This window comes from Bacteroides neonati, assembly GCF_000499785.1.
In the GTDB taxonomy this organism is placed as follows: Bacteria; Bacteroidota; Bacteroidia; order Bacteroidales; family Bacteroidaceae; genus Bacteroides; species Bacteroides neonati.
In genome coordinates this window covers 124,321-137,759 of record NZ_HG726026.1, presented here as the reverse complement: position 1 = coordinate 137,759, position 13,439 = coordinate 124,321, and the positions used below count along the sequence as shown (strand labels likewise).

At 39.4% G+C, this 13,439-nt stretch carries 10 protein-coding genes and 1 tRNA gene; 5 read left to right on the top strand and 6 right to left on the bottom strand.

Annotated elements, in window-relative coordinates; all coding sequences use genetic code 11:
* Window positions 1–3: 3 nt before the first annotated feature.
* The gene (locus TY03_RS18070; RefSeq protein WP_042372529.1) at window positions 4–921 is read right to left on the bottom strand and encodes a dihydrodipicolinate synthase family protein; all 918 of its coding nucleotides are present in this window, start codon (window positions 919–921) and stop codon (window positions 4–6) included.
* Window positions 922–1,232: 311 nt separating this feature from the next.
* Between TY03_RS18070 and TY03_RS18065 the strand changes: the two genes are divergently transcribed.
* Window positions 1,233–2,438 (top strand): ROK family transcriptional regulator, encoded by a 1,206-nt coding sequence (locus tag TY03_RS18065; RefSeq protein WP_042372527.1) that lies wholly within the window; start codon window positions 1,233–1,235, stop codon window positions 2,436–2,438.
* Here the strand turns inward: TY03_RS18065 and TY03_RS18060 are convergent.
* The 3 genes from TY03_RS18060 to TY03_RS18050 are packed head-to-tail and all read right to left on the bottom strand — an operon-like array spanning window position 2,435 to window position 6,445.
* Window positions 2,435–2,899, bottom strand: a complete 465-nt coding sequence (locus tag TY03_RS18060; protein WP_042372711.1) for a WbuC family cupin fold metalloprotein — start codon at window positions 2,897–2,899, stop codon at window positions 2,435–2,437. The genes TY03_RS18065 and TY03_RS18060 overlap by 4 nt on opposite strands.
* A 5-nt stretch (window positions 2,900–2,904) precedes the next feature.
* Window positions 2,905–4,017 carry a GNVR domain-containing protein gene (locus TY03_RS18055; RefSeq protein WP_042372524.1) on the bottom strand — a complete coding sequence of 371 codons (1,113 nt, stop codon included), beginning with the start codon at window positions 4,015–4,017 and terminating at the stop codon, window positions 2,905–2,907.
* 7 nt (window positions 4,018–4,024) lie between these two features.
* Window positions 4,025–6,445, bottom strand: coding sequence for an SLBB domain-containing protein (locus TY03_RS18050; protein ID WP_042372522.1), 2,421 nt, complete (start codon window positions 6,443–6,445; stop codon window positions 4,025–4,027).
* 452 nt (window positions 6,446–6,897) lie between these two features.
* Here TY03_RS18050 and TY03_RS18045 point away from each other — a divergent pair.
* Both TY03_RS18045 and TY03_RS18040 read left to right on the top strand, forming a co-directional pair.
* Window positions 6,898–6,970 (top strand) — tRNA-Thr (locus TY03_RS18045).
* 152 nt (window positions 6,971–7,122) lie between these two features.
* Window positions 7,123–8,304: a tyrosine-type recombinase/integrase gene (locus TY03_RS18040; RefSeq protein ID WP_042372520.1), complete on the top strand. Its 1,182-nt coding sequence runs from the start codon at window positions 7,123–7,125 to the stop codon at window positions 8,302–8,304.
* A 54-nt stretch (window positions 8,305–8,358) separates the two neighbouring features.
* On the opposite strand, the gene TY03_RS18035 is transcribed toward TY03_RS18040, so the two are convergent.
* Complete coding sequence (locus tag TY03_RS18035) at window positions 8,359–8,568, bottom strand: hypothetical protein (RefSeq protein WP_042372518.1); 210 nt, start codon at window positions 8,566–8,568, stop codon at window positions 8,359–8,361.
* A gap of 301 nt (window positions 8,569–8,869) precedes the next feature.
* Between TY03_RS18035 and TY03_RS18030 the strand changes: the two genes are divergently transcribed.
* Together TY03_RS18030 and TY03_RS18025 are read left to right on the top strand one after the other, a co-directional pair.
* Complete coding sequence (locus tag TY03_RS18030) at window positions 8,870–9,310, top strand: LexA family protein (protein WP_042369637.1); 441 nt, start codon at window positions 8,870–8,872, stop codon at window positions 9,308–9,310.
* A gap of 1 nt (window position 9,311) precedes the next feature.
* Window positions 9,312–10,574: a Y-family DNA polymerase gene (locus TY03_RS18025; RefSeq protein WP_042372515.1), complete on the top strand. Its 1,263-nt coding sequence runs from the start codon at window positions 9,312–9,314 to the stop codon at window positions 10,572–10,574.
* Between the two features lie 292 nt (window positions 10,575–10,866).
* Here TY03_RS18025 and TY03_RS18020 read toward each other — a convergent pair whose 3' ends face one another.
* Window positions 10,867–13,437: a S8 family peptidase gene (locus tag TY03_RS18020; RefSeq protein ID WP_042372513.1), complete on the bottom strand. Its 2,571-nt coding sequence runs from the start codon at window positions 13,435–13,437 to the stop codon at window positions 10,867–10,869.
* Window positions 13,438–13,439 lie beyond the last annotated feature (2 nt).

Genomic DNA, 13,439 nt, shown 5'->3' with positions numbered 1-13,439 from the left:
TATTTAGAATTTATTGCAACGCTCAAAGAAATGTATGGCTTCGAGCTCGGCTTTTAATCTCACTTCCTCTTCGTCGGTCATATTCTGGAAGGGAACACGATTCTGACCCAAATCAAGGCCGATAAGCTTCATGATGCGTTTACCACCTACAATATTGCCACGGAAGTGACAAATGACATTAATCACCTCTTGAGAGAAGTTCTGCAATTCACGAGCCGTTTCCAAGTCACCGCTTTGCCATGCATTGATAATACCTACCAGATTAACACCGTTGTAGTTGGTTGTTCCGCCGATACCTCCCTGAGCACCACCCATTGCCAAACAAGGTAGGATAGTTTCATCTTGCCCGTGCAACATATCAAACTTTCCGTTTTTATATAAACGGCATTGATTATACTCGTACATGCTTTCGAATGTATATTTGATTCCGGCGAAATTGGGGATACGACCGTCTACCGCTTCAAGGAAACTGTACATCGGAAGAAAAGCACCGTTAAATGCAGGGATATGATAATAGTAGAAAGGAAGCTCCGGAGCGCCTGAAGCAATCTCTTCGCAGTACTTCACCAACTCTTCTACTCTACCAATTTTTGGAAAAGGAGGTGCCATAGCACCAATGCCCCATGCACCTATTTTTTGAGCATGCTCGGCCAACAGGTGACTGGACTTAACACAACAGCTACCTACGTGAACAATCACCTTGAAGCCTTTAGGAGATACCTCAATCCATCTTTCAGCAAGTTTCATTCGTTCTTCGTCTGTCAGCATATAGCCTTCGCCCGAAGAGCCATTGATAAAGACACCTTGTAGTCCGTTTTTCACAAGCATATCAGCATAAGCCTTGATAGGCTCGTAATTTACTTCTCCATTTGCATAAAACGGAGTAAATGGCGCATTGATTAATCCAATAATTTTTTCCATAATAAATATATTAATTTCAGTTATATCAACGTACAAATATACAACTTTTAAAAATATAGGCAACATATAATTAAATATTTTATTATCAAATTATGAGTTAATAGAATTACACATATAACAACATCCTAAAAATATGGAGTTTAACAACATAAAATATTACGTCGTATGCATTGTGAAAATGATTAAATACCAATAGGTCATTCATCTTTATATTTTGAAAATCCATTTTATAATTATTACAGCAATTCATGGAACAATTAATTAGATATTTTATTATCTTTGCGTATTCTCATCTAAAAACAAGCCAAAACATGAACCAGCAGTTCCTCAAAGAAATAGAAATGGGCTCCAAAAATGCCCTTATCAAAAAGAAGATTATTACACATTATATATATAATGGCAGCTCTACCATTACTGACCTGTCAAAAGAACTGGATCTAAGTGTGCCCACTATTACTAAGTTCATTAGTGAAATGTGCGAAGATGGTTATATCAACGACAATGGAAAGTTAGAAACGAGTGGTGGAAGGCATCCTAATTTATACGGATTAAATCCGGGATCGGGCTATTTTATTGGTGTCGACATCAAACGATTTGCCGTCAACATAGGCTTGATCAACTTCAAAGGAGACATGGTAGAGCTTAAAATGAACATTCCCTATCGATTTGAAAACTCCATAGAAGGACTAAACGAACTATGCAAACTTATTCTTAGTTTCATAAAGAAGCTGACTATTAATAAGGAGAAGATACTAAACATCAACATCAATGTGTCCGGGCGCGTTAATCCGGAATCGGGATTCAGCTTCAGCTCGTTCAATTTTGAAGAGCGTCCGCTAACCGACGTATTGTGCGAGAAGTTAGGATATAAGGTTACCATCGACAACGATACGCGTGCCATGACTTATGGCGAATACATGCAGGGATGCGTGAAGGGAGAAAAAAATATTATTTTCGTCAATGTAAGCTGGGGACTCGGTATCGGAATTATTATTGATGGTAGGATATACACTGGAAAATCGGGCTTCTCGGGAGAGTTTGGGCACACCAGCGTTTATGAAAATGAAATTATCTGCCATTGTGGGAAGAAGGGATGCCTCGAGACAGAAGCATCAGGTTCTGCACTACACCGTATTTTAGTGGAGCGCATCAACAACGGAGAAAGCTCCGTCCTCTCCGATCGCATCAAAAATGGAGAGTCGGTTACACTCGACAACATTATTGAAGCAGTAAATAAGGAGGATATGCTTTGCATCGAAATAGTAGAAGAAATCGGGCAGAAATTAGGAAAGCAAATAGCCGGGCTTATTAATATATTCAATCCGGAACTGGTTATCATAGGTGGAACATTGTCTTTAACCGAAGACTACATCACACAACCCATCAAGACTGCCATACGCAAGTATTCGCTTAACCTGGTCAATCAGGATTCGGCTGTACTTACTTCAAAGCTAAAAGATAAAGCAGGAATTATAGGTGCCTGCATGATGGCACGAAGCAGAATGTTTGAGGATTAATCCTCAAGCATCCGCTTCATAAAAGCTGCTGCTCCTTGCACATCGGTCACATCCGGTGCCCAAGGAGCTAAATTCTCAGGAGTCAAGGGGGCGTATGGTCCCTGTTTTATTTCATAAATAACTGTTCCCGGCTCCCGTACAACGATACAGTGCCATACACCGGGAGGTATCTCTATACCATACATACCTTTAGATGGACTTAGATTTATCTTCTCTATTGGATTTCCTTCTTCATCGAAAAGGATGGCAACAAGATCACCTCGGAGAATTAAATAAACCTCCTCTTTATCGGGATTCTTATGACGATGGGGAGGCAGGTAAGTACCCGGCTCAAGCGCATTCAGCATACGATGAATGGGTGCATCCATCGAATCATGAAAATTATGGTTCATTCGCAAACGAGCATTGTCCTTTGCCTGATTTGTAACCGTATTTAATAAGTCCTCTGTAATTAATTTCATGGGTATCATTCGGCTGATCCTTGCTTTTTCCATCCCTTCAACAAATCTTTCACAAAGAGAATCCAGCCTACGCTACCCACACCTGCTAAAAAGATAAAACCGATAAGAATCATTATTTTATTGGGCTTCGCAGGCTTCAAAGGTACCGTAGCCGGCTGTACAACTGTATATACGGGAGTAATTTCTTGCACTTTTGCCTTTGACATCTGCAACTGTTGAGCTAACTGATTGTACACATTATAAGCCAGATTCATCTCATTCATCAATCGTTCCTGTTCGATACGATAGCTTTGCAGAACGACATCTTTATTACCGTCCGAATAACGTGCATACTTCTGTTGGGCATCATAATACTTCTGTTCGGCTTCTTTGTAAAGCTTCTCTGTGAATGATAAATCATAGCGAGCTTTGTTGGTTCGATAGCCCGTAATATAGTTTTGCAGAGAACGCATAACGGTATCGGTTAGAGATGCAGAAATCAAAGGATCTTGCATGGTAACAGCCAAGGTGGTTACACCTGTCTTTTTATCCACCGATACTGATATTCGAGAAGTCAAAGCAGCTGCAATATCGGCCTCTTCCTGAGTTAGTCTAAAGCTATTTAGTTTCGCATCACCTTGCTCTTCAGGGGTATCTTTAAACAGTGAAATCGTCCATCCGAGGGCTTTGAAAGGAGCCGAAACAACAACTCCCCACCACGGTGCTTTCTGGTAATCATTTAAGTAAGCATATAAAGTGGTATCTATCTTACCTGTTTGGTCTTTTACCTTAATATCAAACAAATCGGTTAGAAAAGGAGTCGAATTGATAATATCGGGATACAACTCAGGGGACAAAGCATCTTCGCCACCAGCACCTCCCAAATTAATACCTGCCATAGCAGCCAATGCACCCGCTGTACCGGTTACAGACCTGGTAGTCGTTTCCGGAGCAAGTTTTACGCTGGTTGCATACTCTTTGGGAATGCTTAATGCAACCACAAGACCTATCAGCAAAGCAACACCACAGGCTTTCAATACCAGTTTTCTGCCCGCCCAGACTTTACGAGCCAATTCAATCAAATCAATCTCTTGCTCCTCGGTATTCGGAGTTGTCTTTATGTCGTTATTCTCACTCATATTATATTTACTTAAATAGACTAACCATTGTTGCAACCATTGTTGCTAACGAAGCAGCAGAAGTTCCCATACTAAAGATCTCGCCGGTAGACATCTTACGTCTGGCCTCTTTACTAGGCACAATAATCTCACATCCGGGCTCAATCATTTTTGAATTTCTCTTTTTTAGTCGCGATACCGTACCATTCATATACACAACGTATGCGCGGCTCTTCTTGGCACGACTTTCGTAGCCACCTGCCTGATTAATATAATAAAGCATATTCTCGCCTTGTTTATATAAAACGGTATTCGGATACATCACTGCACCATTGATTTTGACTGTACTTACATACTCAGGCACAAAGAGTTCATCCCCTTCACGCAATACCATATCGTAGTTTGACTTTGGTTTATCTAATGCCTTTTGCAGATCAATACCGACCGCATAGGTATCTGCAAGGTCTAACTTCTCAATCGAAATAGAATCCTTCCCACCTTTATTTGCTACACGAAGTGCATCTTGCTTGCGGCGATATTCATCATCTGTCATCTTACGGATCAAGCGAGCACCTTTTACATATGCATCCGGAGTCACACCTCCAGCTTTTGCAATCAAGTCACTCAGACGTTCGTTCTTTTTAGAGAGAGCAAAGTTGCCACCAAAAAGGACTTCACCAGCTACTGTAACATTAAGCTGTTTATGATAGGCAGGGCTTCTGCGAACATAAACCTCATCGAAAGGTTCGAGAGTAAATTTATCATCTCCTACCAAGAAGCCATCTTTCAGTTCTAAAGAGAAATTTTGACCGATGGTATTACTTAAGGTTTTATCCTTCGGGTTCTTCAAACGTCGAGCCACATCTACTTTCACGGTAGAAGCTGCTTCAAGCAATCCTCCTGCCTGAATAACGAGATCTTCTATCGTCATGTTTTCGGCATAGTTATACATACCAGGGTTGGCTACTTCACCATGAATAGTCAAGGTAGCCTCTTCTTTTAAATCAACAATGCTGGGGATGTAAAGAATATCGTTCTTTTGCAATGGTATATCAGTAGCGGTTCCATTTAATAACCCCTTCAGATCAACAGATATAATCTCGTGCGACAAATCTTCTTTTTCGCGATCAAGAATAACACGATTCAGAAAAGCATCTCCACGAATGCCTTCCGCTTTCTTTATCAGCTGCTTCACCGTATTGACCGCACCATTTATCTGATACATACCCGGACGATATACAGCTCCGAGAATCTCTACTCTGTTTTCAAAACGCTTCAATACTGAATCAACGGTAATCTCATCTCCATCTTCGAGTTTAAAAACAGAGTAGTCCATTTCGTCAACATTATAAACCTGATGTTCACGACCGGTCTTACGGATCAGACGAGTTGCCTTCTTATAAGCATCACCCGTAAAACCGCCCGAATACTTAAGTAATGTAGCAATGGTTTCGGTTTTCTTCATTTCGTAAAACATCGGACGCTTTACTTTGCCCGAAATTTTCACAAGACAGTCATAGGGTTCTACCAGAATAACATCACCATCTTGCAGGCGAACATCATCGGTCATTTTGCCTTTCATGATAAAGTCATAAACATCAAGATCAACAAGTGTTTTACCGCTACGAACAACTTTAATACTACGCAGGCTACCGATATCACTCACTCCACCTGCACGGTACAATGCATGAAATACAGAAGAAAAAGAAGAGAGAGCATATGTACCTGGAACAGCTACTTCGCCCATAATATTGACCTGAATAGTTCTGATCTTTCCTAACGACAACTTAACTTGAGAAGTGGGAGCACTACCGGATATTCCGGCATATATCTTCATGAATTCGCGCTGCAAATAGTTTGTAGCATCTTTAATTGTCAGTCCGTTCAAGTAAACCGGCCCGATGCTACTGATCTGAATACTACCTTCAGGAGAGATGGTCTGACGGATCGTTGTTTCGGATGCTCCCCAAACATCAATGATAACCTCATCACCAGGTCCTAATTTATAGTTCGATGGAGTAGCGATATTGATATTGGGTTCGAAAGTTAAGTTCCGATTGGTGAATATATTGTGACCAAATATTTCTTGTGTCCGATCAACATTATTATCAACGACCACTGGTACGGGTATATTATCATCATAGGTTGCAGATGCATCGTTGCGCTGACGAGATGCATCATTGCGCAGACGAGAGACTTCTTCGATGGGATTATCTTGAGAAGAATCAACATTTGAGGCATTTGTACCTTCATATTTACTTTTAATTCTTTCAACTTGCTCCTTAGTAACCCCACGTTTTACTAATTCCGAGGTCATCTGCGTTTGAGTTTTCCCTTGCTTTTGTCCTTCTTTTACGTATTGTATAACTTGATCATCCGACATACGCTGTGCCATAACAGCGCCCGAAAAAATAAAAATCAAAAAGAATAACGTTACAAATCTATGCATAAAATATTCGATTAGTCCGTACTAGTTTTATTATAATTACAAATCGAGAGCAAAGGTAGTATATTATTTTATAATATACCTTTATTGTATTCGTAAGTTTTCTAAAGGTATTGTAATTCATCTTGTAACTCCTCATTTACTTCTTAAAGGTTTTCTTGGAAAACAAACAAAAAATTCTAAACACAATCTTCATTTATAAATCTACTAATTCGGGCTTAAAATAATTTCTTAAAACAGTCTATTAGCTATTGTATTAAATCAACTATTTCAACACATAAAAGATATATTAAAAACAGACTTATTCATCACAACCAAGCCAACGTTTTTTTGTAGAGATATACCTTTTATCTTTATACAGCCAGCCTAAAAGAAAATTTAAAGTTAAAAAAGAATCGCTTTCTTTTTGTTTTTTCAAATTAATCTGTAATTTTGCACGCCAGAAACAAGAACCTGCCGCTATAGCTCAGTTGGTAGAGCAACGCATTCGTAACGCGTAGGTCGCCAGTTCAAGTCTGGCTAGCGGCTCTTGATAAAATGGTCTTCAAATGGCTCTAAAACCGAATGAAGACCATTTTAATTTCAATTTCTCTTCTTGCCTAGATTAAAAAAAAGATTGGAATGTCCACTTTTGGACTAAACCACGAATCCAAAACGAATCTTTAATTTAATCACACAAAATGGCAACATTAAAATTAGCAGTAGTTCCCGCCAAAGTTTCAAAAAGCGGTACCCATAAAATTAGAGTAGCAATTGGACATCGTCAGCGGACACATTATCTGGTAACTAGATTTTCCATTGACGATCTTTCACAGTTCAAAGCCGGACAGGTTGTCAATCGAGCGGATGCCAACGTTATCAACAAGAAGCTACGAACAATACTCAATGACTACCAAGATAAGTTAGACAAGATTGAACCGTCTCGATACACCGCATCGCAATTAAGAGAATACTTATTTTCTGTAAGCTTAGACGAAGACAACTCGTTTACCACATATGCCAACTCATTCATCAAAGAGCTTAAAGAAGATAAGAGGCATGGATATTCGGGATTCATTCAACGAGCAGTAGACCTGTTCGCCGAGTATAACAACGGCGATGTCCTATTAAGCAGCATTACGCCCCAGCTCATAAGAAATTACGAACGATTTCTTAATAATTCAAGGGAATTATCCCCTACTACTATCGGGATGATGATGTGTCATTTAAGAACAGTCATAAATAGAGCACAAAAGGACAGAGTAGTCAAATATGAGATTAACCCATTCGAATATTACGTGCCTCCGGCAAAGGTCGTTCGTGAACTTGATATTACCAAAGAAGAGCTCATACTTATCCGAGATGCACAGCTAACAGATAAAGGCGTTGGCATCGCACGTGACCTATTCATGCTATCCTACTACCTGGGTGGAATAAACCTTATCGACCTACTGGACATAAACTTTCAGTCTTTGGAGCAGATCAGTTATGTGAGAGAAAAATCCAAAAACACAAAAAGAAGCGACAAAACAATCAGCATCACTATACCCGAAGAAGCAAAACCAATCATCCTAAAATATAGGAACAAAAAAGGCAAGATCGATTTAGGATACAAATTCACATACCACAATCTTAGCTGTTACATTGCCGGGAGAATCCGAAAACTCACAAAGGATTTACAAATAGACAAACGGGTTGTGTTTTATTCGGCTCGAAAATCATTTGTTCAGCATGGCTTTGAGCTTGGAGTGACTTTAGAGATTTTGGAATATTGTATCGGGCAAAGTATGAAAGCAAACCGCCCTATCTTCAATTACGTAAAGATCATGCGTAAGCATGCAGATGAAGCCATCCGCAAAATCCTTGATAATCTGAAACAGTAAGTACAGAATTATCAAGGGTAAAAATTGCTCTGTATTGCTCGCAGTACAGAGCAATTAGCTATGATTGGCCATAACAAACTCAATAGCTCGTTCCTTTGCTCGCTCCCGTATTGTATCAACGACTGAATCAAGATCGGAAACAAGCTCCGTATCTCCTGTGACAACCGATAGAATGCTACCGTTCTCAAGCTCAACATTTAGCCTATAATGACCATAAGAAAGGAAATCCTTCGTGAGCTTAACGTTTTGAATAGTCTTCCGCATAAGGGTAAGTATTAATCAAGCGGAAAAAGAATACGGTTCCGCTTTCCCGTTGCGTTTCACCTGAGAGGCAGTGGGTACATTAATACACCACACGGGGGTCGGAGCCGTATATATAACGAAGCTACGGACATATATAATGCCCGCAGCAACCTTAGCAAGTTGCCTTGCCTCTCAGTAAAACGCAGTACAAAGATGGAGAGAATAATCGAAACGAGCAAACCCAGCTTACCTCTTTTCGCTTTTAACTCAAAAATTCATAAGAAAAGTAATCTGTGTTCAGAACAAGCATTACCTTTGTGCTATGAAAAATCTCGAGCTTTATTCATCCGACACATCAACCACGCTCCCTCTTCCATATGCCGAAGAAGGGATACGTGCAGGCTTTCCATCGCCCGCTCAGGATTACATGGAACTATCCATCGATTTGAATAAAGAACTCGTTCCGCACCCATCATCAACATTCTATGGACGGGTCAAAGGAGATTCCATGAAAGAAGAGGGAATAGAAGATGGGGATATCCTCGTGATCGATAAGTCTCTCGAATTAATGAACGATGATCTCGCCGTGTGTTTCGTCGATGGAGAGTTTACATTAAAGCGAGTACGGATAGATGCAGCGATTATATGGCTTGTACCCTCAAACAAAGCCTATCCGGAGATACCCATCACATCAGAAAACGATTTCATCGTCTGGGGAATCGTTACCTATACCATCAAGAAGAATCGACGCAGAAGAAAGTAATATGTACGGATTGGTAGATTGCAACAACTTCTTCGTATCGTGTGAACGTGTTTTTAACCCGGCACTCCGATCATTCCCTGTCGTAGTACTTAGCAACAACGACGGATGTGTCATATCCCGATCAGAAGAGGCAAAGAAACTCGGTATTCCAATGGGGCAGCCGGCATTCAAAATCAAGCCGCTGCTCGATTCAAATCAGTTAGTAGCTTTCTCTTCTAACTATTCACTCTACGGCGATATGTCACACCGCGTTATGTCAACTCTTAGCACCTTCGTTGAAGACATAGAGGTCTATTCCATCGATGAAGCCTTTCTAAATTTCAATGGCTTCGAGAAGTACGACCTACACGAGTATGGCCAGATGATCGTAAGGACAACAACAAAGGGCACAGGAATCCCGGTAAGCATGGGTATCGCCCCAACGAAAACCCTTGCAAAAGTAGCTAGCAAATTTGCAAAGAAATATCCTCGTTATAAAGGGGCTTGCATTATCGACAGTGACGAAAAGCGAGAGAAAGCATTGAAGTTGTTTGATGTTGGCGACGTATGGGGCATTGGCCGCCGACTGGTAAAGATGCTCAATTACCACGGTGTAAACACCGCCTACGACTTAACTCAGAAAAGCGAGTCATGGGTACGCTCCAAAATGACTGTTATCGGTGTACGCACATGGAAAGAATTACGAGGTATTCCTTGTATTGAAATGGAAACCGTTTCTCAGAAGCAAACAATCTGCACCAGCAGATCATTCGGCGAAATGATTTCATCGTTCGATACGCTGATGGAAGCTGTGGCAAACTTCACTTCTGCTTGTGCCAAGAAACTCAGGGAACAGAAGTGCTGCGCAAAGGTAATCATGGTATTTATATACACCAATAGACACAGGGAGGACCTGATGCAATATTCACAGAACAAAGTAATCACACTACCCTTTGCCACCAACGATACAGTAGAGCTTATTGCTTACGCACGTATGGCACTAACAAGTATCTACCGCGAAGGCTACCAATTCAAAAAGGCCGGTGTAATAGTCTCCGACATCGCCAATGAGCAGACGATTATTCGTGACTTGTTCGATCCTCGTGACACCGATAAGCAGAAACGGCTTCTATCTGTTGTAGACGAGATAAACCGGAAGAGTGGAAGCAACTGTATTCAGCTAGCAATACAGGCAGGAAACCATAATTGGAAACTAAAGCGAGAGTTCATATCCCATAATTATACGACCAATTTGGACGATCTTATTCAGATATCGTGTGAATAAAAGTCTAAGGTTCAGCTAATTTCGTTTTAAATCATACTGTAATAATCTAATTACCCCCTATCTGGAGAAACGATTTGGAAAGAGATGAAAGAGTTGTTTCAAAAAAGCTTGAAAACAAAGAAGTCTAACAGAACTCCAATACAGTTCTAATGGGCATCTAAGAAAAGTCAAAATAGAACCACCAAGGTCAACTCCAATGGAAGGTTCTTAGTGGTTCTGTTTTTAGTGGTTACCTGTACTTTTATCGGATGGTTACATATAAATTAAGTGTGCATTGTACATACTATATAAATTAAAATAAAGAGCTTTGCTCTACAATAACTGGAGTTAATAACTTATCTCTGACTTCTTGGTAAATCGGTATATCTATTTCTTCTGCAACTTCTAACGTTACTGCTATAGAATATGGTATTAAATAGTCAAAGCTTATAGCATCTTTTTTACAGGTAACTTGTATTGCAATATTTCCGTCATCTTCAAATGCTACAGCATTCTGACCTACAAATACTTCATGCTGCAAAGTACCTTTTTTGACCTTTTGCCATTGTACATCATCTCTCGTTACTCCAATAGTGTTACTGTCTGCTTCAAAATAAAGATTTGCTACCCTATATTTTTGAGTATTGGATGCTATTGGAGTGAACCAAGATAAAGTTATTGTCAGTTTTCTATTTTCTGGTATACCTGAAAGTGAAGGAGGTAGAGGAAATTTAAATAAGTGAGACTTATCTTGTCCGATCTCTCCAAAACCAAGAATCGTAACTCTTTGTTGAGTGCATTCTTGAACCTTGCTGGTGTCTGGGATTCCGTACCCAGTCCAATCAGTGATAATCTTCTCTATATCATTATTATTATATCTGCTATTTAACATTCCTTTGAGATTTGACTCTAATTCTCCCCAAGAACATCCATGTGTAAGAAGTGTCTTAATTATTAGCGGTAAATATTGGCGATATTGCGGCAAAAAATAATTTTCTTGAAATAGCTCTTTTAAAGTGTCTGTTATTTGAATCCCTCTACGAGTAATTAAAGCTGCAGCGTTACTGGTACCTCTAACAAACCAAGTTTTACTTAAATCATCTGCTGGAGCAGCTACTCGATTCCCTGGCGTTCCGAAATGACAAGAATATTTCAATTTCATTGGCTGCAAATCCGAGAAAGGTTCATCAAAAAATTGTCTTCCACCATAATAAACAAAATCAGGCTTTATGGACTTCCTATAGCCACCGCCAAAAGAAGAATAAACATTTGGTAACACATGTAAAGTCGGATTTATTCTCCTTTCGCAATAATTCTCAGGAGAATTATCTACGCTTATTGAGCCTACCGTAATATTATTCATACTCTCTGATGGCGACAGTATTCTTCTATTCCTTCTATCGTTGATAATAGTATTATAGATAATATATTCTTTTTGCTGATCACTTAATGCCTTGAAGTCTCTGTATGAGGTTGACATCTCAAGAACATCAACATGGTTACCTGCACTAATTATAAATAGCACATTGTATTTCCAACTAAGCCAATCTAATAATTTTGCAGCAGGACTCATCGAATGAAAAAACAACAGGGAGCTATCTCCAATAGACAGGTTGATGAGTTTAATAGAATCAATAGGAACGCTATCTCCCTCTCCATCGAACAATCTCTTAACTGCCCTGTGGAGTAAATCAACAAATAACACATCGCTAGGTACTTTTTCTATCGAACTAGACATCCCAGCTACAGGCTTCATTATAGGTCTAATATATAATGGGGTTGATATCGCCTTCTCATTGTCATTGATATCACCATGTATTATCAAGGAACTCATTGCTGTTCCATGAACTCTATGTTGAACTGTATATCCATCACTATAATCATCAGGATCATCAACCATAATTCTATTAGATAGCTTCTGGTGATTATTAACAGGAAGTCCATCAAAAATAGCTGCTTCTGGTTCACCACTTGGCAATTCATCATCAGAAAACTCATCACTAACAAACCCATCGGATTCAATATCTGAGACAATTGCTATTTGTCCAGATGGCCTAAAAAACATCACCTGATCACATCTCACCAACTGAGTGTCTTGGGTACTGATAATATCCTGTATAGCAGTTGATGGCAATTCTACTAATATACTGTGATAAGATATTTCTTCAATAACAGAGTGAACTAGGCATCTTCCGTTTAATGATTCAACGATGGTAGATACCCTACGAAATGATGTATCTCTTTTTTCAGCAGATGCACTATACCACAATTGTAATTCAAAACGGATATTCTGTTCATTTGCTTCTATATCTTTTTTCCAATATTCAATAACATTAGTTTCGATTAAACGATCCTGCACATCCCATCTACGGATAGTATAAAGTTGTTTAAATAAAGCCTTAAATCCATTTAATCCTTTTCGGAATCTGATGTTTGGATTAGCAGAGTACTCTCTCCAAAGAGATAACATTTCAGTCATAGCCCTCTGGTTAGTCATTGTTAAAAATAATCGCCCATGAAGACTTTTTTCTTCTGATCCAACCTCAGTATAATGAAAATCATCAGAAGGACATATATCATCCAATTCTATCTCACCCATCCATTCCAAGCCATCTGTCTTTCCGATTGCTATAATGAAGTTCTCTACATTGCCTATAGTCTCAAATACGAGCACCTGTTCGGGGTCTATTCCCACAGGTGTGTTTTGAATATCAACTCTTTGATGTTCAAATGATCTACATAATGCATCAAACAATGGGGATAAACGTTCCGTTTGTCTATCATTTGATGGATAAGATATAGATTTCGGAATGAATCGAACTCCTGCCTTTTTTTGAAGTGAAATAGGTTCTGGGAAAAATAATAAAGGATGATTATTTGGCATAA